The organism is Paracoccus mutanolyticus (assembly GCF_003285265.1).
Classification (GTDB): Bacteria; Pseudomonadota; Alphaproteobacteria; order Rhodobacterales; family Rhodobacteraceae; genus Paracoccus; species Paracoccus yeei.
The window spans coordinates 2,966,626-2,988,184 of the sequence record NZ_CP030239.1 but is presented as its reverse complement, the minus strand read 5'-3'; the positions used below and the strand labels follow the sequence as shown (position 1 = coordinate 2,988,184).

Genomic DNA, 21,559 nt, shown 5'->3' with positions numbered 1-21,559 from the left:
CATCTGGATTGGGCGTCATGCCAGGTGGCATCTGGGGCGGTCCTGTGCCGATGTCAGGGTGCGGACGGCGAAATAGCCGAAGCCACTGATCGTTGCCACGATCAGCACAAAGCTCAGCATCACGAGCGCGAACTGCATGCTCAGGGACAGGCTTAGTTGCCGCCGGTTCACTGGATCTTCTCCGTTCTGGCCGCGTTCGTGGGTCCGGCAAGCCGGGACAGAGTGGACCTTGCCAGTGGCTCCGAACCCTCGCCCGACGAGGTCGAGCAGTCGATGCTCAAGGGCGACCGATCGGCACGCGCCCGATACTAAGCCTCGGCGCGCCGCACTTCATCGACAGGTCAACAACAGCGCCTATGCCCGCCAAACCGTGACCCGGATCTGCCCGTGATCGGGCTGCGGGCGGGGCGCTTTCACCCGCTGACCGGCTATAGCCTGCCTTGCGCCGTGCGCCACGACCGCTGGCGGCAAGGCTTTTCCCTAATCATCGGCAAGGCATGGGCCATGCGCCAATTGTGGGCGACCCTGAACGTTCTGACGGCTTCTTCGGTGTAGGGCATCCGTTCGCGCAACGCTGCGCCAGCGTCCTTGATTTCCCGCTTGCTGTATTCCGCCACGGGATAGTCGGCCATTGGAATCCCCTCCGCAAAAGATGCGGCGATGCGCGGCAGCGCCATGGGGCTTTCCTCCTTCTGCACGTGCCTAGCACGGCGTCGGGGGCGGGAAGAAAAAGCACGCTATTGCGTTATTCCTATTGCATCGCAGGCAAACGCGTGTATCTTCATCTCACCTGCGGCGACGAAGCCGAGCCTGCACCATCCCCGATGAGCTGGAGTTCCATCGATGATCCGCTTTCCCCTTGCCCTTGCAGCCCTGCCTCTGCGGACGTGTTCGACAACCACGCCTCGATCCAGCCGGAATGGCGGGAGGATCTGTGGCGACTGATCGAGGCGACACCGAACCTCGACTGGATGCTACTGACCAAGCGGCCCGGGAACATCGGGAACATGCTGCCGGTCCCGTTCGACTTCGAGCGGCTTTATCCGATCGCCGTGCCCGCTCCAGCCTGACCGGCAACGATCGCGCCGGCGCCATCAGTGCCAGCAGGGCATGGGCAGCGAGGCCGACACCGGCACCCCGGTCGCCTTGGAAATCACCGGGACGGCGATCCCTGTCGATGGCGGCTGAGCCGCCCATTGAGGCTGAGAGGACAGACCATGAAGATCGAACGCATCGGCGTCATCGGCGCCGGAACGAGGACATCGGAACGGCATCCTGCACCGCCGCAGGCTTCCTTGCCTATTTCCAGAAGGAGCTGGCCGATAGCCTGCCCGTGCCGGTCGCCACCAGAGGAGCCGTTTCGGGTGGCCACGTCCGGCCTGAAAAGCGCCGCGAACGCGGGTGGGAATGACGGTTTTGTTGGCTTTGAATTGCAGGGTTTCGTATGCTTTTGCCAGAAACCCTGCAATTTCCGGTCGCCGATGAAGCCCCATTCCCGCGCCCCTGAACAGGATGACCTGCTCCGCCCGAGACTGGTCGACATGATCGACGCCCGCCATGAGTTGGTGAAGCTTGCGGCACTGATCGACTGGGATTTCTTTGAACGGGAGTGGGCGAGCTTCTTTCCGTCTCGCCAGGGACGGCCAGCGACATCTCCACGCCTGGTGGCGGGGCTCATGTATCTCCAGCACGCCTTCAAGCTCTCTGACGAGGCAGTCGTCGCCCGGTGGGTCGAGAACCCGTATTACCAGCACTTCACCGGCGAGACGTTCTTCCAGCACCGTCCCCCGATCGATCCCTCGTCGCTGGTGCGCTGGCGCAAGCGGATCGGGGAGGAAGGAGTGGAGTGGCTGCTGACCAAGACGATCGAGGCAGGCCGAGCTTCTGGCGCGGTCACCGACAAGAGCCTGAAGCGGGTGGCTGTGGATACGACCGTGATGGAAAAGACCATCGCCCATCCCACGGATGCGCGGCTTTACGAGCGCGCCCGCGCGCTGTTGGTCGGCTTGGCGAAGGAAGCGGGGGTCGATCTGCGCCAGAACTACGCGCGCCTTGCCCCGCGGCTGGCCGCCCAGGTGGGGCGGTATGCCCATGCCCGGCAGTTCAAGCGCATGCGCAAGGCCCTGCGCCAACTCAAGGGCTATGTTGGCCGCGTGCGCCGGGACCTGCGCCGCCACCTGCAGGACATCCCCGAAGGCGCGCTGCGCGGACGGGTGCTGGAGGCGCTCTGGCTGGTCGGTCGCCTGCTCGAACAGACACCGAAGAGCAAGAACAAGATCTACGCCCTGCACGAGCCCGAGGTCGACTGCATCTCCAAGGGCAAGGCGCGCATCCGCTATGAGTTCGGCACCAAGGTCAGCCTTGCTACTACCCTCGACGGAGGCTTTGTCGTCGGCGCCCGCAGCTTCCCTGACAACCCCTACGACGGCCATACATTGGCGCCTGCACTGGAGCAGGTTGCCATCCTGACCGAGCAGGTGCCGGATCTCGCCGTCGTCGATCGCGGCTATCGCGGCCATGGCGTGGAGACCACCAAGGTCCTGATCAGCGGCACAAGACGCGGCATCACCCCGCTCCTGGCAAAGCTCCTCAGGCGACGAAGTGCCATCGAGCCTGAGATCGGGCACATGAAGAGCGATGGTCGCCTGGCCAGATGCCCGCTGAAAGGCCGCATCGGCGACGCGGTCTTCGCCGTCCTCTGCGCCTGCGGGCACAATATCCGCAAGATCCTCGCCCATCTCAGGGCTCTTTGGACTCTATTGCTTCACCTGATCACGGCGATCATCCGGGGCGAAAGGACCCTTCACCGCCATGCAGTGGCCGCCTGAGGAGTTGTTCAGAACCGACTACTTGGTCCGGCCTGAACAACCCTTAGCGCGTTGATTTTGTGTGCTGAAGATGCGGTTTTGTTGGCTTTGAATTGCAGGGTTTCGTATGCTTTTGCCAGAAACCCTGCAATTTCCGGTCGCCGATGAAGCCCCATTCCCGCGCCCCTGAACAGGATGACCTGCTCCGCCCGAGACTGGTCGACATGATCGACGCCCGCCATGAGTTGGTGAAGCTTGCGGCACTGATCGACTGGGATTTCTTTGAACGGGAGTGGGCGAGCTTCTTTCCGTCTCGCCAGGGACGGCCAGCGACATCTCCACGCCTGGTGGCGGGGCTCATGTATCTCCAGCACGCCTTCAAGCTCTCTGACGAGGCAGTCGTCGCCCGGTGGGTCGAGAACCCGTATTACCAGCACTTCACCGGCGAGACGTTCTTCCAGCACCGTCCCCCGATCGATCCCTCGTCGCTGGTGCGCTGGCGCAAGCGGATCGGGGAGGAAGGAGTGGAGTGGCTGCTGACCAAGACGATCGAGGCAGGCCGAGCTTCTGGCGCGGTCACCGACAAGAGCCTGAAGCGGGTGGCTGTGGATACGACCGTGATGGAAAAGACCATCGCCCATCCCACGGATGCGCGGCTTTACGAGCGCGCCCGCGCGCTGTTGGTCGGCTTGGCGAAGGAAGCGGGGGTCGATCTGCGCCAGAACTACGCGCGCCTTGCCCCGCGGCTGGCCGCCCAGGTGGGGCGGTATGCCCATGCCCGGCAGTTCAAGCGCATGCGCAAGGCCCTGCGCCAACTCAAGGGCTATGTTGGCCGCGTGCGCCGGGACCTGCGCCGCCACCTGCAGGACATCCCCGAAGGCGCGCTGCGCGGACGGGTGCTGGAGGCGCTCTGGCTGGTCGGTCGCCTGCTCGAACAGACACCGAAGAGCAAGAACAAGATCTACGCCCTGCACGAGCCCGAGGTCGACTGCATCTCCAAGGGCAAGGCGCGCATCCGCTATGAGTTCGGCACCAAGGTCAGCCTTGCTACTACCCTCGACGGAGGCTTTGTCGTCGGCGCCCGCAGCTTCCCTGACAACCCCTACGACGGCCATACATTGGCGCCTGCACTGGAGCAGGTTGCCATCCTGACCGAGCAGGTGCCGGATCTCGCCGTCGTCGATCGCGGCTATCGCGGCCATGGCGTGGAGACCACCAAGGTCCTGATCAGCGGCACAAGACGCGGCATCACCCCGCTCCTGGCAAAGCTCCTCAGGCGACGCGGCCATTACTGGCACGGCTCCTGAAACGGCGCGGCAGCCATCGAAGGGCCGTATCGGCTGACGCGGTCTTTTCTGTCCTCTGCGCCTGCGGCCACAATATCCGAAAGATCCTCGCCCATCTCAGGGCGCTTTTGTCCGTGTTGCTTCAGCGGGTCGCCGCGATCCTTGGACAGGAAAATCCCGGCATCAGCGTCACAATCGCCGCCTGGAAGGTTGGTCAGACCGGATTAATGACGAACCACGTCCGCTACGAACTCGGCCCCGAAGAACTGCGCCTGACCACCACCGCGCCGATCGAATTCGTGCTGAACGAAACGCCCTTGTCTGCTGGACCGGCCGCGTCTCTGCTGGCCCGAAGCGTCGCCTTCTGGATTCGTTCGCAAGCCACTGCGCCGGTGCTGCTGGTGAACTATGAACGTGCCGTGTCCAAGAATGGCGGTGCGGCAAATCATCCACCGCCCCGAAGCCTGCCGCGCGATACGGGTTCAGCATGCGCAGCATTTTAATAATAAAAGCCAAGCAATGAGAGCGCTAGACCTGAAATTTATACTGTCCTGCAATTTCGAAACCGGAGAACTAACTTGGCTGGAACGACCATACTTCATGTTTTCTTCAGAGGCTGTAGCTTCGGCTTGGAACGTTCAGTTCGCCGGGAAGCCCGCTCTTATAATCAATCGTTCTGACGGTTACTTGTCAGGCTCTATTTTTGATAAGCGCTTCCTGGCACACCGTGTGGTGTGGGCCATGAAATATGGAGAATGGCCGAACCAGCCACAATAGATCATATAAATAAGAACCAAACCAAGACTCCGAAGAGACAGAGGAAGAAACCCTGAAAATAAAGGACAACGAACGCGTCATTTCCAAAACTACAAAATAGCATCTGCAATTAAAACACCTACTGAAAAACAAATCGGCCGTCAAGCCGACTATTCACAGCAAAAATGCTAAAATCCATCCCACGCTTTTACCGAAAACTTTGAGACTGCCGTCGCCGCAAAGTTTCCTGAAGATCAAGATTGTTGTGCATCAGGAATTACGCCGATGCGCCGCAAAATGCGCCAGCCTGCCCGCGCGGCGCCGGCGGGCGAATCGCGCCATCATACCTTCCCTGCCTGTTTGGTCCTGGCCGCATAGCGCCGAACTGCAACCATGAGGGCAAGCAACACGCTCTTTCCCGCGCCCGTAGGGCCGACGACAAGGGTGTGCCCTACGTCGCCGACATGCAAAGACAACCGGAACGGGGTTGAGCACCCTTCGGCTCGAGCTAGGCAATGTCGACCGAATGCATTGGCCGCGCGCCGAAATGCTCGTCCCGTTCCGGCCATGTCTCGGGAAGGGCGGTGGAACATCGCCAACGAAGATTTCGGCGGCAACGTCTGGAACACCTGCCCGATCATCGGCGGCGCCCTGCAGCCGGATCCCAGGGTCGAGATATTCGTGAAAGTACCCGACCTCGTCCATGGCAAGGCACCGCGGTTGGCCCCCGGCCATCAATCGTGCGGCGGAATGATCGGTGCCGCGGTTTATCAGACCCCAAGGACAACAGCTCGACCGGAAAGCTGCAGCAATCGGACACGGGGAACCGACCCGCAAGAGGACCGCGAGATGAACGCGCAGAGTACTTGCCGATCAGCTTTATGCCGAAGCCCGCGCGCTGCCTGTCGGGCGTCTGACCGCATGTGGCGGGCGAGCGGCGTGGAAGTTGCAGCAGATGGCCGCAGGCGTTCTGGCCTGCCACTGGACCGACGAACCGCAGGGTGGCCGCAGTCTACTACATGGAACTGTTGCGCAGCGTCGAGAAAACCGACCCCAGCCACACAAGAAGGCAAGCATGCGCGGCGGTTTTGGAGCTTCGCGCACCCTATCAGGTCAGCGGGCGATCCGATCTTGTCGGCCTGTCGGGACCGGCTGGGGCTATGACTGTGGCGCGCCGATCGTACATGCCGACTTCATCATCATCCCCGTGACAGTCTGGTACCGTGACCGCGCCAATACGTTTGTCCTGCGTCTAGGCTGTTCTGAAATCATCGGAAAACAGCCCGACAGCGATGCCCCCAGAGGTGTGGCCGATGCGCTGACCAAGGCCGTCGCATCCTGGCTTCAACGCTGACGTGCTCCTGGGGAATTCGACGACGACTAATACGTCGCCGAGGTCGCTCAGGAATTCCGATCTGTCGAGGTCCAGTCCAACGCGCCGACGGCTTATGCTGTGAAAGCCTTCTCGTGGCGTGCAAAACGCCGGCGGATGCAGGCCAGTGGGCCAGCATTTCCGAGATCACCGTGCCATTGCTGACGATCCCGAGGTCGTTGCGGCCAAAGAGTGTTCGGAAAGCAACTGCAGCCGGGAGGATCGCGATGATCGTGACGCCCGCCCCCACACCCACGCCATAGCCGATCAGCAGCACCTTGAGAGAGGCCGCGATCCGTGCCAGCAGCGTCCCGTCCCCGATCGAGCGCCATAGCGCCGAAAGCGTGTCGGTCAGGGTCGGAAACAGCAATTGGTAGCCAAGGCGAGGCTGCGCAGCTCTGCAGCATCGCGCACAATCGCACGGCTTTGGCCCAGAACCCCATGGCCCGCCACCGTCGCCTGCACGGTCAAGGAAGGCACCCGAACGCTGGATCAGAACGCGGACGGCACGCCGAAATGGCGCATGGCCCCCAGCCCGCACGGCGCCTACTGGTCCGAAGGCACCAAGATCGGCTATCAGGACGTGGGATCCTGGACGCTGGCAGCCGGGCATTGAATGCCGCCGCATGATCCCGCCGCTGATGGAGCGCTCGTTCGAGCTGGTCAAGACCACGGCGCTGGCGGCGACGGCATGACCTATGGCGACCGGGCACGGCGCCATTGGCATGACGAGGTGGCCAGCATGATGCCCACACCTGGCCGCATATCGCAACGGCCGGGTTGAGGCTCGTGGCGGTGCTGCCAACGCGATGGAGATCACCCCATCCGACACCCAGGACTTGAGCATCATGTCCTCTGCACACGGCGTCGAGACACGACTATTTCAGCAGCCTGTTAATGACGCTAAATCAAACGATTGGGCCTGCGAACGTGACGCATCGGGCCGGTGGTTGACGACGACAGGCCGGAAGCCCGGCAGCAGAAACACGACAACCAAGAAATCGGCCCGTGTTCGGCGCAACCAGATCTAAACCATACCCCAAAAGGACAACCCCAGAAAACCCCCATCATCCCGTCACCACCCCGCCCTCTCAGCCGCGCCACCGCACGGTGCAGATGCCCGACGGCTCCCTCCACACCTGCCACCACTACCTCGACGGCATCGTCATGTGGGACGGCTCCGACACCGACGACGCCACGCGGGCGTGTCGGGTGGTGGGCGTCCAGCGATGGCTGTAGGCGCGAAATGAGCGCCTGCAGGAAAATGCTGGTACGTGCTGGAACGCCGGTGAATGCCCGCTGCTATCTGCAGCACTGTTATGGAGGCGGTGAGGCAAAAGAGCTCACTGGGCATCTGTTGCCTGTCGAGTAAACAGCGACACAAAAATGAGGGACGCAGCTATCTTTGGGATGCCGAGGCAGGTAGAATTCATTGTGCGTTCCCGTCTTGACGGCGCGACAGCGTGGTTGTGCGTATTCCCGGGGGCAAAGCTGTCCGCCCTGAATGAGGTGGCGCGCTCGGAACTGGATCAAGTCCAGACTGGTGGTGGTCTATGACCCCCTCGCAGAAACCCCACGACGGCGGAGCGGTTCTGCATGTCCTCATCGGATGCGAGACGAGCGGCGTGATGCGCAGGGCGTTTGCCGCCCTTGGCCACGATGCGTGGTCCTGCGATCTGCTGCCAGAAGATGATGGAAGCAACCGGAGCGGCGCGTGCGCATCTGAGGGTGCAGACGCCATGCTCCAGCACGGGAGGCTTCAGCGATGTCTGACCTGCTACTAACGCACCACTGACGATTGCGTCGGCGGCCATTGTCTCGATGCTGCTCACCCGAGGGCGGTGGTGCCGTGGTCTGTCTGTTGCTGGCGGGAGAATCTGACATGACGATTCAGCCCCTTCAACGAGTCAAAGCGACGTGGATGGAAAGTATTAGGTCTGCACTTCTGACTCTAGCGTTTGCTAGAGCCCCTCCGGCAAAATCCGGGCGAAGGAGGGTGGCCTGCCTAGGGCCTTCCAAGAAGGTATCTTAATACATCTACCAAAAACGACCGTTTTGGGCGCAATGGTTCTGGCAGGGGGTTTATGTCCTGACCGCTCACTCACCGCACCAAGAATGCAAGTCGATTTCCTCCAAGCATACGCCAGCGAGACGCTCAATCGACCGCTTCTTGGACTGCATGGTCTGATGCAGAACCCATCTGACAAACAACATTGATTCGACCCAGTATGGCTGGTCTGCCTCACGGTTTGTCAGTCTTGGGATGCAACGCTTTGACAGCTGTTCTGCTAGTATGGGGGGTAAACTATTGCTTACTTCTGTCTCTGCTCGTGAATGACCGCTACTGTCCGAGAAAATTGCCGTTGGCGGCCGAGCTCCATCGCCCTCTAACAGACGTAATGGTAGGCTTGTGGCGTTTCATGGGGAATTCATCACCCTTTCCGAGGCATGTGAGAAGGCCGGAGTAAATTATCGGTCTGCACTGTATCGAATGAACGTCGGAAAGAACTGGCACCCCCCCCACCCCCCGCCCCCCGGAGGCCGACCACGCCCGACCCCACCGACCCGCACCCCGTGGCAGACGACCCCAGCGGCATCGTGCAGCAGATGCCGGAGACTGCGTGGGATGTGCTGGAAGAACTGCGGGTCAGAATTACTAAAGGCCCATGGGAGGCCCGCGCAGACCATCGCTTGATCGCGTGCGCCACTGTGCGCACCCGGCAGAAGGTTGGGAGCGTGGCCACATTGCGGTCGGCGGGCGACCGCCCCGCGTGTCGCCCATTCGACGTCTTCGGCCGCATCCGAACGAGACGCAGCCGCGCGGGCCATCGCCATGCTGCCCGACCTGCGCGATATTGCCCGCCGCACCACAGCGCCACCTGGCGGCGACCGTGATCCCCGACAGGTTGATGCCAAAGCTGGGAAGCGAATAATACATCACAAACAGCGTGATGAGCACCGGCGAGGAACGCCAGAACTCGATCACCGCCGTCACCAGCAGGCGCGGAAGCCCGCGGGTGAAATGTTGCAGGACGCCGGCCGCGAACGCCTGTTCATGCATGGTCGTGGAGAGCCCGCGTGATCTGTTCTGGCCGTGGTCACCTGAGGTGGAACGCGAACGGCCGACACCGCTTTCTGAACAAACGCCGGTGCGCTGATCTCTGGCACCTATCGAGCGGCTGGACCGCGCCGCACCATGGTCGCCTCGGGCGAGACGCGCAGCATCGACGCCGAACACGGCCACGCGCTGGATTTGACGCAAGCCAACATCAGACAGCGCATCGGTTGTTATGACCATGACTTTAATGGGGAAGGTCACATCAGCTATACTCTCACAGATCGCGGCAGCGGCCGAGGGGCAGGTGGGGTTGTGACTGGAGTGGCGATGTGTCATCTTCTGTGGTAGCTCGATGTGACCGCGGTTCAAGCTGCCGGTGATTCGTCTTTTGGACCTGCAGCGTCGGTCGCTTGCGGCGCGATCGGGCGTCGAAATCCTCCGGACCGGGTCACGCCCTCCCGCCCCCGCCCGCCGCGCCCACGAGAACACGGCGCTGGTGGGGCGGCGGCCAAGGCTTTCATGCATGGGCCGCTTCGCCAATGATGCAGTGTTCGATCCGATGCAATCACGGTCAATGGTGCTCGAAGCGGTTAAGACGGTTCTATCCGGCTTTGTCAGCCTGAGCCCCGCCCGCCGCGCAGGTATCTTGGGCGCGGCCGATCGCGGAGAATGGAGAAGGCGGCCAGCAACTCACGCGGGACAGCAGCCGGGCTGGGGCGCGAATGAGCAACCCTGACTCCCACCGCCGCCCCCCTCAACGCCGCACCCCCGCCCGCCAGTCAGCAACCGGCGGTCATCGTCATTCAGATCCACGCACCGCCTGATCGGACTGTCGGTAAGTGGCAGTGTTTTCACCTGCCAAGGTCAACGTACCGCCCAATAGGCCGAGATCCACGATCCCGCCGAGAATGGTATCCGCCCCCGCGCCACCTTCGAAGGTGTTCCGGTGCTGGACGAACGTTTAGTTTGGTCGACAAGCACCTGTCCGAAGGGGTGGTGGTTATATGGAGCCTGACGATCAGGGGATTGGGTCCGGTATGCCGACCTCGCCGCAGCCCGCGCCGACCTGGAGCGCGCCGCCCAGGCCCAGGCCCAACATTGCGGAACACTCGCGGAAGCGTGCCGAAAGATCGCGGCCATCAAAGCCGAACCCGAGCGGGATGCCGCCCTGGACGAAGAGCGCAACGCCCGCTAGTAGAGGCGTGCAAGCAGCCGCTGTCAGGCCAACCAGATCAAAGGATCATGCCGACTATTTCGACAAGAGTCGCGGCGAATGGCACGAGCTTGTCACAGAACGCGACGAGGCCTATCGATGCTGGCGACGCAGAGCGGGATATGCTCAAATCTGACTATGTGGAATTGAGGAATGAAGGTCGTTGTCATTGCCATGATCAGAAGGCGCTAAAAGATCGAGGCTGAAATTCCCGGTGTCCTCGCCCGACGTGAAATATGCGATCAAGTACCAAGGCGATTACGTCAAGGAACTGATCGCGGAAACCGACTATCCCAGCTTCGACGTCGATGGCGCCTGTGCGGCCTTCTATGAATGGAAGCATCACAAGGCCGAGGACATCATGGCCCTGCTATCCGATGAGCTCTGTCCGACTATGTTGTATTTCTTGCAGATCACCAGAACGATGGTGAAGACTACGATGGTGAAGACTACGGCGATCTGCCCCCAAAGGATTCGGCCTCCGCGCATACGGGCTCCAGTCGGCAAAAGAGACGGAGCCGATCAGAGAATACGCGAAAGCGGGATGGGCAACAGGAAAGAGAATGCCGGAGGGCTACCGGATACTATCGGCGGCAAATAGGACGGATTACTTTGACCGCCATCCGACCGGGTGGCGATATCAATTCATCCCTATCTCGAAGAGGGCGGTTCGCAGGGGGGCTGTTTCCGACGCAGCCCGCCGCGCCGCACAGACAGAGGGAGGGGGATTGAATGGGGAATGAGATCAAGACCCGATCAAATCTTTTGTCGGACCTGGCGAGGGCTAAGGTGTTGTTCCAACACCAATCTCGATACGCCCTATCTCATCGCAGCGGTCATTGACTTTGCGAATGCGCAAGCCGCGCTATCCGTCAACGGTGAACCGTTCGTAAGCGGCGCTTTTACCGGAACGCCCCCCGCCGCTCCGGCTGCGCAGGACCTGACCGTCGATATCGGGGCTCAGGTGCTGGCGAACGGAAATGCCGAGCGCTTCAACGGCTGGATGATGATCGTATCGGTATCCTGCGATCGATGTTTGACGGCTCTGGGTGTCGCGCCCGCGGAGTGCCTGTTGCTGCCGGGGTGGGCTGCTCGCTGCGCCATTCAGTCTTGGGGAAGGCTTCGTAAGAGGCGATACGGCACCACCGGAGCGTGTGGGGATTACCTCGAACATTCTGCCTCGTTGGGCCCGACGCTCGGGGCCTTGATGCGAGCGCTGATCGGTGAGGACGGCATCAAGACAATGCGTCTTGATGGCCGCAGTACGCTGGCCGAGCCATGATCGGCGCCGACCAAGTGTACCGACTTCGTTGCGCCCTCGCCCTGCCGATGTTCCTGCGCAAGGGCGCAAGCGGAGAAATCGCCCTGCCGTTGGTCCGCATGGAAAGCAGCCAGAAAGGCGCGGCGGCTGTTGATTTCGTCAGTCATGCGGAAATCTCCGTGCTGGGTCCGCTGAACCGCGGTTGCCTCATTATGAAAGTTTGTTCCGATAGGAACATTTCTGAAAGACTATAGGCAAAGCTCCGCCAACCGGTGCAGGTCGCGGCAGTTCCGGTCGGTCCAGTCCATCATCGGCGCGACGGACAGTCTGTAGGATTGTTCGTTGTTCATCGTCTGTATTTCAATGCATCGGGCGCGCAGGCGTGCCGGTTCACGGGCCCTTTTACGGTTCGTTGCGCCGGGTTTCGACCTCGGAATGCACATTGCGCCGAAGCTTTCTTTCCCAGATGGCGCGCGCGGGGCGTGAAACAAGGCCGAATGCCTGTTCAGCTGTTCCCGACAACCCGAGCCGAGAGGAACACGCTCTGCCCGCCCGAGCTGCGCCGCTGCGGATCGCGGTGGCGCAAGGGGCGGGGCCGCGCTAAGCCGTGGCCGCAGGAGGGACGGATTTGCGGCTTTGGGTTCTGTTCACCATGCTGGTCGCGCTGGCGATGCCCGCGGGGGCGGCGCCCCGGCGGGTGGTGTCGATCAACCTCTGCACCGACCAACTGGCGCTGGCCGTGGCTGCGCCGGGACAGCTCGTGTCGGTTTCGGAACTCGCGCGCGACCCGGCGCTCTCGGCCATGGCAAGCCGGGCGGCGGCGATCCCGTCCAACCGGGGCCGGGCCGAGGAGGTGCTGGCCCTGCGGCCCGACCTGGTGCTGGCCAGCAGCCTGGGCGACGCCGCAACCGTGCGGCTGCTGCACGGCTGGGCGTCTCCGTCGCCCTGTTCGACCCGGCCGAGGACCTGGAGGGATCCGGGACGCGCTCTACCGCACGGGCACGCTGCTGGGCCGCGCCCCCGAGGCCCAGGCGCGCGTCCGCGCCTTCGACCGGGACATCGCGCCTTTCCTGCATCCGCGCGGGCCCAGGCCCCTGGCGGCCATCTATCAGGCGAACGGCTATACCACGGGCCCGGACAGCCTGGCGGGCCGCATCCTGGACGCCGCGGGCTTTCGCAACCTGGCCGGAGAGCTGGGCATGCAGAGCGGCGGCACCCTTGCGCTTGAACAGCTGGTGGCGGGCCGGCCCGACCTCTTGGTGCTGGGTCCGCGCTATCCCGGCGCCTCACGGTCCGAGGAGGTGCTGGTCCACCCTGCCCTGCGCGACCTGGGCGCACGGAGGCTGGAGATTCCCGACCGGGCCTGGCTGTGCGGCACCCCCGCCGTGGCAGAGGCGCTGCGCGCCCTTGCCTCTGCCCGCCAGCGGATGATCGCGCCGTGATGCGGATCGCCTGCGACAGGCCTTGGCTTGGCGTCGACCTGGGCGCGCCGCACCGGGTGCTGAGCTGGGCCGTCCACCGTCCCGGTCTGGTTTCGGCGCAGCGCATCCTGTGGCGCGAGGTGCGCGACGCGGACCTGACGCCGGACCTGGACGTGGCGCCCTGGCTTGCCGCCGAACTGGCGTCGCGGGACGAGTCGGGGTCGGTCGCGATGCTGACCTCGCGCGATGTCAGGCGGCATCATCACGCCGTGGCGCGGATCGGCGGCATCGAGGTCGAGGCGCTGGCGACCGTCGGCCTGTCGAACGCCGAACGCGTGGGGCGGCGGCGCGAGCCGGACCCGGCGGGCTGGGGGACGATCAACATGGCGGTCAGGATCGGTGCCGCGCTGGACCTGCCCGCGCTGGTCGAGGCCATGACCATCGCGGCCCAGGCCCGCACGGCGGCGATGATCGCGCTGGGACCCGTGCTTTCCACCGGGCAGGCCACCGGGACCGGCACCGACTGCATCGCCCTGGCCGTGCGCCTGGATGGGACGCCCCTGCCCCATGCCGGACTGCATACGGCCCTGGGCGAGGCGCTTGGCCGGGCCTGCCACGACGCGGTGGCCGCGGGCGTCCGGGCCTGGATGCAGGCGCCGCCGCCGCTGGCGGGCCGGCGATGACCCCGGCCCGGCACATGGGCCTCTGCCGCGATCTTGCGTGGCGCGGGGGGTTTCCTTACATGTGGGTGAAACCCAGAAAGGACCCCTTCATGGCGATGGAAGCCCAGGACATCGAAGCGCTGATCCGCGCAGCTTTTCCCAAGGCCCAGATCACGATCACGGACCTCGCCGGCGACGGCAACCACTATGCCGCCGAGGTCATCGACGAAAGCTTTCGCGGCATGAACCGGGTTCAGCAGCAGCGCGCCGTCTATGCCGCGCTTCAGGGCAAGATGGACGGCCCCACCGGCGAACTGCACGCATTGGCCCTGACCACAAAGGCCCCCGAATAACCGGCCCGCAGACAGGCCCGCCGGGCCGGGCCGGATCGACCTGCCCGCCTGCCGGCGAAGGAAACGAAAGGAAAACCAGATGACGGATGTTCGTCAAAAGATCCAGGCCACCATCGACGGCGCCGACGTGGTGCTGTTCATGAAGGGCAGCAAGGAAATGCCGCAATGCGGGTTTTCCAGCCGCGTGGCCGGTGTTCTGAACTACATGAACGTGGACTATCGCGACGTGGACGTGCTGAAGGATGCCGACATCCGCCAGGGAATCAAGGATTTTTCGGAATGGCCGACGATCCCTCAGCTTTACGTCAAGGGCGAGTTCGTGGGCGGCTGCGACATCGTGACCGAGATGACCCTGTCGGGCGAGCTGGACCAGCTGTTCGACAAGGCCGGCGTCGCCTATGACAAGGACGCCGCGAACAAGATCCGAGAGCGGCTTCCAAACGGCAGGTCCCAATGAAAGGGCGGTCCCGGCTCGGCGTCCGTAGACGATGCCGCATTCCACAGGCCGGATGCCCCATAGTTTGCCGTAGAGCGGATCGCCAGCTTGCGGCCCTGACGCCCCGAGGCCAGCAGGCGCGCGCCCTGGGGGGCGTGATCCTCGGGCATGTCGCGCAGTTCGGGGAAGATCGCAAAGATCTCCTCGCAGGCGGCGGGGCCCACGGCCTTCAGCGCCTCGGGGCCGGTGTAAAGCGACTCGGTTTCCGCGCCCTCCGACAGGACGATCTCGTGCCGGTCGAACAGGATGTGGAAGTACTCGACCGACTCGAGGTCGGTCGCAACGTCGATGCCGTCGATCTGCAGCAGCTGCTTGGCGGCGACCAGAACCTCGGCCGCCCCGAACATCTTTTGCGCGATCCGGGAGCGCACCAGCACACGGTGCTGGGGCGACACGATCAGCTCGCGCCTGGGCAGGCCGTTCCCCAGCGCCCCGGCCGCAATGCGGATCGGGCGCAGGTTCGGGTTCTGGTCCAGCATCGCGGCATCGACGACGCGCGATCCGGTCCAGCGCAGTTCCTGAAGCCCGTTATCGCGGGTCATGACGCGGGTGCCGGGAACCAGGCGTTCGACAGGCATCTCGCCCGCCTCGGTCAGGATCATGGTGCCGCCGGCAAAGCAGGGAACGCAGCCGCCGCCATGTCCACCGCCATGATGTCCGCCATGTCCGTGCCCATGGCCCTGGCCGTGCCGCCGTGGTGGTCGTGCCCGTGCCCATGTCCGTGCCTGCCATGGTGGTGGTCGTGCCCGTGACCATGTCCGTGCCCGCCATGGTGGTGGTCGTGCCCGTGGCCATGGTGGTGGTCGTGGCCATGGTCATGCCCATGGCCGCCGTGGTCGTTGCTGCCGTTGTGCTTGTTCTGGGAAGTCATTCAAGTACTCGCTATCAGACACGCCCAATGCATGGCGTGATCGGTTCACCGCATCGACAATCAAGACAGACATTCCCGTTCGCCCAAGGGCGTTATCCGGTCAGAATGGACCGGAGGAAGTTGGCGGACTGCATCGAGACGGCACCGGCGCGGAATGCACCGGCGCCATCATGTCTAATTTGCTTTAATTGCCTGGCAAGAAGAATTGCTGAACTTGTCAGTACGGAATCTTTTTAAATGAAAGAGTTAACCAATATTACCTGCATCATCGCATTGGATTTCATGGATAATCATTCCGCGTGCTTTTGTGCGTCATGTCTGGAAAATCGTCAGGCGACAGGCCGGCGAAGCCAAAGGGTCAGAGCGCCGGGATCCCTGCGCAGGAACCATGGCAGAACAAATGGACAAGGCCGGGCAGATGCCCGGCCTTGTCGCGAATCTCGTGGATGGAACGCCCGCTTATTCGCGGTTGCCCATGAACTGCAGCAGGAACATGAACAGGTTCAGGAAGTCCAGATACAGCTGCAGCGCGCCCATGATCGCGGCCTTGCCCAAAAAGTCCCGGTCCGAGTTCGCCAGGCGCAGATAGGTGTTCTTGATGTTCTGCGTGTCAAACGCGGTCAGCCCCGCAAAGATCAGCACGCCGATCACCGAGATGGCGAACTGCATGGCGCTGGACTTCAGGAAGATGTTCACGATCGAGGCGACGATCAGCCCGATCAGGCCCATCATCAGGAAGGTGCCCATGCCCGACAGGTCGCGCTTGGTCGTGTAGCCGTAAAGCGACAGGCCGGCAAAGGCGATGGCCGTCACCAGGAAGGTCTGCACGATCGACACCGAGGTGTAGGCGGCAAAGATCCAGCTGATCGACACGCCCATGACGGCGGCGAAGGCATAGAACAGCGTGGTCGCGCCCTGCACCGAAAGCCGGTTCAGCGCGGCGCCGAAGGCAAAGACCATCAGCAGCGGCGCGAACATCACCAGCCACTTGAAAGGCGACAGGTACAGGGTCTTGCCGAACTCGGTCAGGTACTGGCCGTTACCCAGCGCATAGGGCGTCTGCACGTCCGACAACGCCAGTCCGGCCATGCCCCAGGCGGCGCCGGCGGTAACAAGCATGCCCACGGCCATCAGGCCATAGACCTTGTTCATATAGGCGCGAAGCCCTTCGTCCACGGCGGCCGAGCGCGTCGCGGTCCCGGCCGTGCGGATCGTGTTGTAGTCTTGCATCGGTTCTCCCCGGTCGAAAATCGCGGTGCGGCCATGCCGGCCCACCATCACGCAGGATATTGGCAGAGTTCGCAGGATTTTCAATGCGCCACCGCCCCGCCGCCCGGCCGGTGACGCAAAAGTCAGATCGTCACGACGATCTTGCCCGAGGTGCTGCGGCTTTCCAGCAGCGCATAGGCCTCGGGCAGGCGCTCCAGCGGCAGGGTGGCGCCGACATGGGGGTGCAGCCGGCCCGCCTGGTAAAGCGCCATCAGCGCGGTCAGGCTGTCCCGCATGGCACCGGGATCGAGCGTGCGATAGGCGCCCCAGTACAGCCCGTGGATGGCGATGTTCTTGACCAGCGCATGGTTCAGCGGCAGCCGGGGCGGCTTGCCCCCGGCAAAGCCGATCAGCAGGAAGCGTCCGCCGGGGCGCAGCGCGCCGAACGCCGCCTCACCCAGCGCATCGCCGACGGGGTCATAGACCACATCGACCCCGCCCAGTGCCCGCAGCGCCGCGCGCAGGTCGGGGCAGGTCTCGCTGTCGATGGTCTCGGCCGCGCCGGCCGCGCGGGCCGTTTCAGCCGCGCCGCCCCCCGGGCCACGGCGATCACCCGCGCCCCCAGCGCGGCGCCGATCTCGACCGCCGTCAGCCCGACCCCGCCGGCGGCCCCCAGCACGGCCAGCGCATCGCCCGCGCGCAGGCCGGCGCGATGGGACAGCGCCAGGTGGCTGGTGCCGTAAGCGATCAGGAAACCCGCCGCCTCGGCCCAGCCCATCGTGTCGGGGATCGGCACGCAATGCGCGGCGGGAAAGACATTCGCCTCGGCCATGGTGCCCTGGCTGTAGACGGCGACCCGCGTGCCGGGCGCGAGCCCCGCCTCGGGCCCGGCCTCGATCACCTCGCCCGCGCCTTCGAGGCCGGGGATGAAGGGGCGCGGCGGGGTGTCCTGATAGCGCCCGTCCAGCATCAGCAGGTCGGCAAAGTTCAGCGCCGCCGCGCGCAGTCTGACCGCCACCTCGTCCGGTCCCGGCGCACGGGCGGGCCACTCGCCCATCGCGGGCGAAGTTGCCTTTTCGGACAACCCCATCACTTTCCAGTATCCAGCCATATTTCCCCCTGCCATATTCCCCGAAGCTGCCACCGGGTTTGCGCAAGTAACCGCAAAGCCGGGCAGAGCGTCAAAGGGATTGTCTTTTTGGTCAGGTGATCCAGTTCGCGCTCGAAAATTGCGGCACGGTGCTATAGTGCACGTTCAGATTGAGTGAGTGAGGTGTTACCATGAAGCATAACGTCGATGTCCACGTGGGCAAGCGGATCCGCCATCGTCGCTGGATGATCGGAATGACCCAGCAGCAGCTGGCCGAAAAGGTCGGCATCAAGTTCCAGCAGATCCAGAAGTACGAAACCGGCATGAACCGGGTTTCGGCATCGCGCCTGTGGGACATCGCGCAGGCGGTCGAGGTTCCGGTCAGCTTCTTCTTCGAGGGGCTCGAGGACGGGCAGGTTCAGGCCACAGTGGAAGGCGACATCCTGGGCGACAAAGAGGCGCTGCAGCTGGTCCGCGCCTATTACGCCATGCCCGAGGCGCAGCGCCGCCAGATCTTTGAACTGGCGCGGGTGCTGTCGGACGCCGCCTGACCCGACCGGGGCGCCTGGGCTTTCGCTTGGGGGAAAGGCGCGCTATCTGTGATCCCTGTCACAGCCGCGGGGTGTCCATGCACGAAGTCCAAAGGCCGGCCGGCACGAGTGCCGGCATTTCCCCGGACACGGCCGCTGGGATCGTCGCGACGGCGCACCGGCTGGCCGACGCGGCGAGGGTCGAGACGCTGCGGCTGTTCCGCAGCCCTGACCTGCATCCCGACAACAAAGCCCAGAAGGGCTTTGACCCCGTCACCGAGGCGGATCGTGCCAGCGAACGCGCCATGCGCGCGATCCTGGCCGAGGCCCGCCCCGACGACGCCATCCTGGGCGAGGAATTCGGCGCACAGCCCGGCACAAGCGGCCTGACCTGGGTGCTGGACCCGATCGACGGGACCCGCGCCTTCATGGCCGGGGCGCCCAGCTGGGGCGTCCTGATCGGCGTGACCGCGGCCGACGGCCCGATCTATGGCATCGTGGACCAGCCCCACCTTGGCGAGCGGTTCGAGGGCGGGTTCGGCCGCGCCAGCCTGTCGGATCGCGCGGGCACCCGCGCGCTGGCCGCCCGCCAGGGGGTCGACTTGGCCCAGGCCACGCTGATGACCACCTACCCCGAGGTGGGCAGCCCTGCCGAACATGCCGCCTTCCGCCGCGTCGCCGACCGGGTGCGGCTGACCCGCTATGGCCTTGACTGCTATGCCTACGCCCTGCTTGCCGCGGGCCATGTCGATCTGGTGATCGAGGCGGGCCTGCAGGCCTATGACGTGGCCGCCCCGATCGCCGTCGTCCAGGCGGCGGGCGGGGTCGTGACCGACTGGCAGGGCCGCCCTGCCCATGGCGGCGGCCGGATCCTGGCCGCCGGGTCGCCCGCGCTTCACGCCCAGGCGCTGGCGCTTCTCGGCCCGGCGGACGATTGAGGCGCGGCCCCATCCCCCCTATGGTGCCGCCAACACGAACCGCCCGCCCAAAGTGAGCCCGCCATGACCGAGCATCGCGATGCCGAAGCCGACGCAACGGAAGACGACTTCCAGCTGAGCCGGCACGACCTGAACGCCATCGAGCGGGCCATCGACGAGGGCGACGGCCCGCTTCTGGATGGCTTCTGGACCGAGCACGTGGCCGACCGGCAACCCGACCAACACTGACCACGCGGCTGGTCGGTCGCTACACCTACGACGCCTATGGCAACATCCTGACCGAGATCGACGAGTCGACCCGTGGAGGTGATCGAGCAGCTGCCCCGCGCCGTGCTGGCCGAAGCCGTGCGCGAGATGGACAGCGACGATGTCGTCGACCTGATCGAGGACATGGAGGCGCCCGAGCAGCAGGCCATCCTGGCGGCGCTGGACGACAGCGACCGGGCGGCCGTCGAACAGTCGCTGACCTATCCCGAATACTCGGCCGGCCGCCTGATGCAGTCCGAGGTCGTGACGGCACCCGAACACTGGACGGTGGGCGAGACCATCGACTTCCTGCGGCAGGAGGACTGGCTGCCCGATCAGTTCTATCACGTCGTCCTGGTCGATCCGCGCCGCCATCCGACGGGCTATGTAACGCTGGGCAAGCTCTTGGCCTCGCGCCGCCACATCCCCCTGCGCGACATCACCGAGGACAGCTTCCGCACCATCTCGGCCCGGCAGGACGATGGCTTGACGGCTTTCAGCGCGTTCAGGCCCAGTTCTCCGAATTCGGGACTGCGGTGGTCGATGACCTGAGCGGACATGGCGCGCAGAACGCGGTCGGGCACCGCGGCTCGGGCCGAGGAGCTGAGGAGGACTTCCTGCGCATGGCCCGCGTCTCGGACGAAAGCCATGTCTCGGACGGGCCGCTTCAGACGGCGCGGCAGCGCCTGCCCTGGCTGGTCATCAACCTGTTCACCGCCTCGCTGTCCGCGCTGGTCATCTCGCGGTTCGAGGCGACGGTGGCGCAGCTCGTGATCCTGGCCGCGCTGATGCCCATCGTCGCCTCGACGGGCGGCATTGCGGGCACCCAGTCGCTGGCGGTCGCGGTCCGGGCGCTGGCCACGCGGGAACTGACCAGCGGCAATGCACGGCGCGTCATCCTGCGCGAACTGGCGGCGGGGCTGCTGAACGGGCTGGGACTGGCGGTGATCCTGTTCCTGGCCGGCACCTTCATCCTGGGCGCGCCGATGATCGGGGTCGTGCTGGGCATGGCGATGATCGCCAACCAGATCGTCGCCGCCACGGGGGGCGTGCTGGTGCCGCTGGGACTTAGCCGGCTGGGGCTGGATCCGGCACTGGCCTCGGGCACCTTCGTCACCACGATGACCGACATGATGGGATTCTTTGCTTTCCTGGGGCTGGCGACATGGATGCTGATCTGAAATCCAAATTGCGCCTGCGGGCGCTGGCCGCGCGCGCCCAGGGGGGCGACGACGCGGCCCTGACGAGGAACCTGCGCGAGGTCCTGGAACCCCATGCGGGCAAGGTCCTGGCCGGCTACTGGCCCATGCGGGGCGAGGCCGATCCGCGTCCCGCGATGGACGCGCATGCGGGGCCGGTCTGCCTGCCCGTGGTGACGGGCCCGGCCCGGCCGCTGGTCTTTCGCCGCCACGACGGCCGGCTCGAGGGCGGGACTTTCGGCACCAGCCATCCGCCCGAGGACGCGCCGGTTCTGGTTCCCCAGGTGCTGATCGTGCCCTTGGCCGGCTTTGACCTGGTCGGCAACCGGCTGGGCTATGGCGGCGGCTTCTATGACCGCACGCTCGAGGTGCTGCGCCGGGACGGGGAGGTGCTGGCCGTGGGATTCGCCTATGACACGCAAGAGGTGCCCCCGATTCCCGCCGAACCGACCGACCAGCCGCTGGATCTGGTCGTCACGGACCGCCGGATTCTGGTTCCGGCGAAAAAACCTTTGGCGCGGGGCTAGGCGAACAAAGCCGCAACCCGACCTGTGGGCAAGGCGGTGGATAAGCTGTGACCAACCGCCGGATCGCTTGGGTTTTGCCCAAGGGCCGCACAGGTGGATGAAATTAACCCGGGGGGACGACGAATCTGCGGCCTGTCGCGCCGGGGCGACTGTCAACCTCAAGCTGACATTCATGTAAAAATTTTCACGTTGAATCGACTCGCGACGCGCGTCAGTTTGTGCGTCATGATCGCCCAGCCACCAGATCTTGTGCCACGCACGGTC

Annotated in this window: 20 protein-coding genes and 5 pseudogenes; 17 read left to right on the top strand and 8 right to left on the bottom strand. The window is 64.4% G+C overall.

Features of this window, described 5'->3' with window-relative positions; genetic code table 11:
- Positions 1 to 15: 15 nt before the first annotated feature.
- Complete coding sequence (locus tag DPM13_RS21375; RefSeq protein ID WP_189654742.1) at positions 16 to 171, bottom strand: hypothetical protein; 156 nt, start codon at positions 169 to 171, stop codon at positions 16 to 18.
- 257 nt (positions 172 to 428) lie between these two features.
- Positions 429 to 677, bottom strand: coding sequence for a hypothetical protein (locus DPM13_RS16250; RefSeq protein ID WP_145963441.1), 249 nt, complete (start codon positions 675 to 677; stop codon positions 429 to 431).
- Positions 678 to 740: 63 nt separating this feature from the next.
- Between DPM13_RS16250 and DPM13_RS16245 the strand changes: the two genes are divergently transcribed.
- The 3 genes and pseudogenes from DPM13_RS16245 to DPM13_RS16235 form a co-directional block, all read left to right on the top strand.
- On the top strand, positions 741 to 1,070 hold the full coding sequence (locus tag DPM13_RS16245) for a DUF5131 family protein (RefSeq protein WP_223252107.1): 330 nt from the start codon (positions 741 to 743) through the stop codon (positions 1,068 to 1,070).
- Positions 1,071 to 1,481: 411 nt separating this feature from the next.
- Positions 1,482 to 2,828 (top strand): IS5 family transposase, encoded by a 1,347-nt coding sequence (locus DPM13_RS16240; RefSeq protein WP_080620799.1) that lies wholly within the window; start codon positions 1,482 to 1,484, stop codon positions 2,826 to 2,828.
- A gap of 143 nt (positions 2,829 to 2,971) precedes the next feature.
- Positions 2,972 to 4,296 (top strand): annotated as a pseudogene (locus DPM13_RS16235) (IS5 family transposase); the annotation flags it as partial.
- A gap of 927 nt (positions 4,297 to 5,223) precedes the next feature.
- Here DPM13_RS16235 and DPM13_RS27415 read toward each other — a convergent pair.
- Positions 5,224 to 5,414, bottom strand: a pseudogene (locus tag DPM13_RS27415) (hypothetical protein); the annotation flags it as partial.
- 510 nt (positions 5,415 to 5,924) lie between these two features.
- On the opposite strand from DPM13_RS27415, the gene DPM13_RS20070 reads away from it, so the two are divergent.
- A complete protein-coding gene (locus DPM13_RS20070) occupies positions 5,925 to 6,203 on the top strand; it encodes a hypothetical protein (protein WP_145963440.1) in 279 nt (92 codons plus the stop codon).
- 2,674 nt (positions 6,204 to 8,877) lie between these two features.
- Here the strand turns inward: DPM13_RS20070 and DPM13_RS24050 are convergent.
- Entirely contained in the window at positions 8,878 to 9,615 is a 738-nt protein-coding gene (locus DPM13_RS24050; protein ID WP_223252106.1) for an ABC transporter permease, read from the bottom strand.
- Positions 9,616 to 10,718: 1,103 nt separating this feature from the next.
- Between DPM13_RS24050 and DPM13_RS21370 the strand changes: the two are divergent.
- The 8 genes and pseudogenes from DPM13_RS21370 to grxD form a co-directional block, all read left to right on the top strand.
- Positions 10,719 to 10,859 (top strand): annotated as a pseudogene (locus tag DPM13_RS21370) (NAD(P)/FAD-dependent oxidoreductase); the annotation flags it as partial.
- A 372-nt stretch (positions 10,860 to 11,231) separates the two neighbouring features.
- Positions 11,232 to 11,774 (top strand): hypothetical protein, encoded by a 543-nt coding sequence (locus DPM13_RS20065; protein WP_145963439.1) that lies wholly within the window; start codon positions 11,232 to 11,234, stop codon positions 11,772 to 11,774.
- Complete coding sequence (locus DPM13_RS16195) at positions 11,771 to 12,007, top strand: pyocin activator PrtN family protein (protein WP_112888396.1); 237 nt, start codon at positions 11,771 to 11,773, stop codon at positions 12,005 to 12,007. Before DPM13_RS20065 ends, DPM13_RS16195 begins: the two co-directional genes overlap by 4 nt.
- Positions 12,008 to 12,381: 374 nt before the next feature.
- On the top strand, positions 12,382 to 12,981 hold the full coding sequence (locus DPM13_RS16190) for a substrate-binding domain-containing protein (RefSeq protein WP_317616335.1): 600 nt from the start codon (positions 12,382 to 12,384) through the stop codon (positions 12,979 to 12,981).
- Positions 12,953 to 13,195, top strand: coding sequence for a substrate-binding domain-containing protein (locus tag DPM13_RS26250; RefSeq protein ID WP_317616334.1), 243 nt, complete (start codon positions 12,953 to 12,955; stop codon positions 13,193 to 13,195). The genes DPM13_RS16190 and DPM13_RS26250 overlap by 29 nt, the downstream gene beginning before the upstream one ends.
- Positions 13,192 to 13,857: an adenosylcobinamide amidohydrolase gene (locus DPM13_RS16185; RefSeq protein ID WP_112888395.1), complete on the top strand. Its 666-nt coding sequence runs from the start codon at positions 13,192 to 13,194 to the stop codon at positions 13,855 to 13,857. Before DPM13_RS26250 ends, DPM13_RS16185 begins: the two co-directional genes overlap by 4 nt.
- 89 nt (positions 13,858 to 13,946) lie before the next feature.
- Positions 13,947 to 14,189, top strand: a complete 243-nt coding sequence (locus DPM13_RS16180; protein WP_080622308.1) for a BolA/IbaG family iron-sulfur metabolism protein — start codon at positions 13,947 to 13,949, stop codon at positions 14,187 to 14,189.
- Positions 14,190 to 14,268: 79 nt separating this feature from the next.
- Positions 14,269 to 14,646, top strand: a complete 378-nt coding sequence (grxD, locus tag DPM13_RS16175; protein ID WP_112888394.1) for a Grx4 family monothiol glutaredoxin — start codon at positions 14,269 to 14,271, stop codon at positions 14,644 to 14,646.
- Here the strand turns inward: grxD and DPM13_RS16170 are convergent.
- From DPM13_RS16170 to DPM13_RS16155, 4 genes and pseudogenes are all read right to left on the bottom strand, one after another.
- Entirely contained in the window at positions 14,586 to 15,287 is a 702-nt protein-coding gene (locus DPM13_RS16170; protein WP_112888393.1) for a Hint domain-containing protein, read from the bottom strand. The genes grxD and DPM13_RS16170 overlap by 61 nt on opposite strands.
- Positions 15,284 to 15,556 carry a hypothetical protein gene (locus tag DPM13_RS16165; RefSeq protein WP_112888392.1) on the bottom strand — a complete coding sequence of 91 codons (273 nt, stop codon included), beginning with the start codon at positions 15,554 to 15,556 and terminating at the stop codon, positions 15,284 to 15,286. Before DPM13_RS16165 ends, DPM13_RS16170 begins: the two co-directional genes overlap by 4 nt.
- A 459-nt stretch (positions 15,557 to 16,015) precedes the next feature.
- A complete protein-coding gene (locus tag DPM13_RS16160) occupies positions 16,016 to 16,786 on the bottom strand; it encodes a Bax inhibitor-1/YccA family protein (RefSeq protein WP_028720975.1) in 771 nt (256 codons plus the stop codon).
- Between the two features lie 122 nt (positions 16,787 to 16,908).
- Positions 16,909 to 17,855, bottom strand: a pseudogene (locus DPM13_RS16155) (NADPH:quinone oxidoreductase family protein).
- Between the two features lie 191 nt (positions 17,856 to 18,046).
- Here DPM13_RS16155 and DPM13_RS16150 point away from each other — a divergent pair.
- From DPM13_RS16150 to DPM13_RS16130, 5 genes and pseudogenes are all read left to right on the top strand, one after another.
- Positions 18,047 to 18,406: a helix-turn-helix domain-containing protein gene (locus DPM13_RS16150; protein WP_028720973.1), complete on the top strand. Its 360-nt coding sequence runs from the start codon at positions 18,047 to 18,049 to the stop codon at positions 18,404 to 18,406.
- A gap of 77 nt (positions 18,407 to 18,483) precedes the next feature.
- Positions 18,484 to 19,323, top strand: coding sequence for a histidinol-phosphatase (gene hisN / locus DPM13_RS16145; protein WP_112888391.1), 840 nt, complete (start codon positions 18,484 to 18,486; stop codon positions 19,321 to 19,323).
- 63 nt (positions 19,324 to 19,386) lie between these two features.
- Positions 19,387 to 19,551, top strand: coding sequence for a hypothetical protein (locus tag DPM13_RS21365; RefSeq protein ID WP_189654741.1), 165 nt, complete (start codon positions 19,387 to 19,389; stop codon positions 19,549 to 19,551).
- Positions 19,552 to 19,589: 38 nt separating this feature from the next.
- Positions 19,590 to 20,750 (top strand): annotated as a pseudogene (locus DPM13_RS27410) (magnesium transporter); the annotation flags it as partial.
- Positions 20,735 to 21,295 (top strand): 5-formyltetrahydrofolate cyclo-ligase, encoded by a 561-nt coding sequence (locus DPM13_RS16130; RefSeq protein WP_112888390.1) that lies wholly within the window; start codon positions 20,735 to 20,737, stop codon positions 21,293 to 21,295. The pseudogene DPM13_RS27410 and the gene DPM13_RS16130, both read left to right, overlap by 16 nt.
- Positions 21,296 to 21,559: the final 264 nt, after the last annotated feature.

Excerpts from the sequence above, each read along its gene's own strand:
- hisN (WP_112888391.1), top strand. The coding sequence starts at position 18,484 with ATGCACGAAGTCCAAAGGCCGGCCGGCACGAGTGCCGGCATTTCCCCG.
- DPM13_RS26250 (WP_317616334.1), top strand. The coding sequence starts at position 12,953 with ATGCAGAGCGGCGGCACCCTTGCGCTTGAACAGCTGGTGGCGGGCCGG.
- DPM13_RS16180 (WP_080622308.1), top strand. The coding sequence starts at position 13,947 with ATGGCGATGGAAGCCCAGGACATCGAAGCGCTGATCCGCGCAGCTTTT.
- DPM13_RS20065 (WP_145963439.1), top strand. The coding sequence starts at position 11,232 with ATGAGATCAAGACCCGATCAAATCTTTTGTCGGACCTGGCGAGGGCTA.
- DPM13_RS20070 (WP_145963440.1), top strand. The coding sequence starts at position 5,925 with ATGCGCGGCGGTTTTGGAGCTTCGCGCACCCTATCAGGTCAGCGGGCG.
- DPM13_RS16150 (WP_028720973.1), top strand. The coding sequence starts at position 18,047 with ATGAAGCATAACGTCGATGTCCACGTGGGCAAGCGGATCCGCCATCGT.
- DPM13_RS16130 (WP_112888390.1), top strand. The coding sequence starts at position 20,735 with ATGGATGCTGATCTGAAATCCAAATTGCGCCTGCGGGCGCTGGCCGCG.
- DPM13_RS24050 (WP_223252106.1), bottom strand. The coding sequence starts at position 9,615 with ATGACACATCGCCACTCCAGTCACAACCCCACCTGCCCCTCGGCCGCT.
- DPM13_RS16165 (WP_112888392.1), bottom strand. The coding sequence starts at position 15,556 with ATGACTTCCCAGAACAAGCACAACGGCAGCAACGACCACGGCGGCCAT.
- DPM13_RS16170 (WP_112888393.1), bottom strand. The coding sequence starts at position 15,287 with ATGATCCTGACCGAGGCGGGCGAGATGCCTGTCGAACGCCTGGTTCCC.
- DPM13_RS16250 (WP_145963441.1), bottom strand. The coding sequence starts at position 677 with ATGGCGCTGCCGCGCATCGCCGCATCTTTTGCGGAGGGGATTCCAATG.
- DPM13_RS16240 (WP_080620799.1), top strand. The coding sequence starts at position 1,482 with ATGAAGCCCCATTCCCGCGCCCCTGAACAGGATGACCTGCTCCGCCCG.
- grxD (WP_112888394.1), top strand. The coding sequence starts at position 14,269 with ATGACGGATGTTCGTCAAAAGATCCAGGCCACCATCGACGGCGCCGAC.
- DPM13_RS16195 (WP_112888396.1), top strand. The coding sequence starts at position 11,771 with ATGATCGGCGCCGACCAAGTGTACCGACTTCGTTGCGCCCTCGCCCTG.
- DPM13_RS16160 (WP_028720975.1), bottom strand. The coding sequence starts at position 16,786 with ATGCAAGACTACAACACGATCCGCACGGCCGGGACCGCGACGCGCTCG.
- DPM13_RS21365 (WP_189654741.1), top strand. The coding sequence starts at position 19,387 with ATGACCGAGCATCGCGATGCCGAAGCCGACGCAACGGAAGACGACTTC.